Genomic DNA, 869 nt, shown 5'->3' on the forward strand with positions numbered 1-869 from the left:
TGTATTCGCGGAGCGTCTAGATACCTGAGTAATTCGTCCACACCGCCTAATCCGGTGAAGTCGATTTCGGCGGCCACATATCCCGACGCGGCGACCGCCATTTGCGTGAGCTTGTTTACGAAGAGGCGTCGGTTAGGGCACGGGTCTACAGCTCCGGGAGAGGATCGGCTTGAAAAGAGCTGCCGTTGGTGTGGCGCGCGAACGCGGTGATATACATACGACGCTTGAAACCGGCGAGCTCTTAAATGCGATGCACGATCGCCTGAGGCGTCCCTGCGGGGACGAGAGCCTAGCTATTCCGCTGATCGGGGTTGCACCGCTGGCTTAGCAAGGTGCGTCGTTCCCATTGAACGCTCGTCCCGTAAAGTCCCATCATGCGGCGAACCAATATTGACCACGAAGAACCGTGTGGCTAGTCAAAAGCTCACGAGGGGAATATCCGCTGCAAACGGCCGCCGTCTCCTCGATCGCGCTCCTCGATCGCGCCAAGATCGGCTGCACAACGCAGCGCACAGCGGATGGGCCGGCCAGAGGATAGCGGTATGCTGGGAGGTGTCCCCACCGAGGCTACCGAGAAAGCTGAAGGCTCTTGGAAGCGGGAGCTGCGCCAGGCCAATGAGATCCTGCGCAAGGCGATGCTTGGTTTGCGGTGGCGGAGTTCGATCGTCTTTAGAGACGATACTCGCCTTCCGCGGAGAAGAGGTTGGTCGAGCCGATCCGTCGATCTGAGGTGCTGCCGAACGCCGTGTCACATGGGATTCACTTGTCGCTGAGCTACCTGCAAGTTCCTTTTTTTGGCCTTATCCAAGTTCCTGCCGACTCCGTGCTTGTCTTCGCGGGTTCACCGTGGTTCCCGGTTACCAGCACGT

Annotated in this window: 1 pseudogene; it reads left to right on the forward strand. The window is 59.0% G+C overall.

Annotated elements, in window-relative coordinates:
* Positions 1 to 50 precede the first annotated feature (50 nt).
* Positions 51 to 328: pseudogene (locus EOA23_RS36825) on the forward strand (hypothetical protein); the annotation flags it as partial.
* Positions 329 to 869: the final 541 nt, after the last annotated feature.

Source organism: Mesorhizobium sp. M2A.F.Ca.ET.042.01.1.1, assembly GCF_003997405.1.
Classification (GTDB): domain Bacteria; phylum Pseudomonadota; class Alphaproteobacteria; order Rhizobiales; family Rhizobiaceae; genus Mesorhizobium.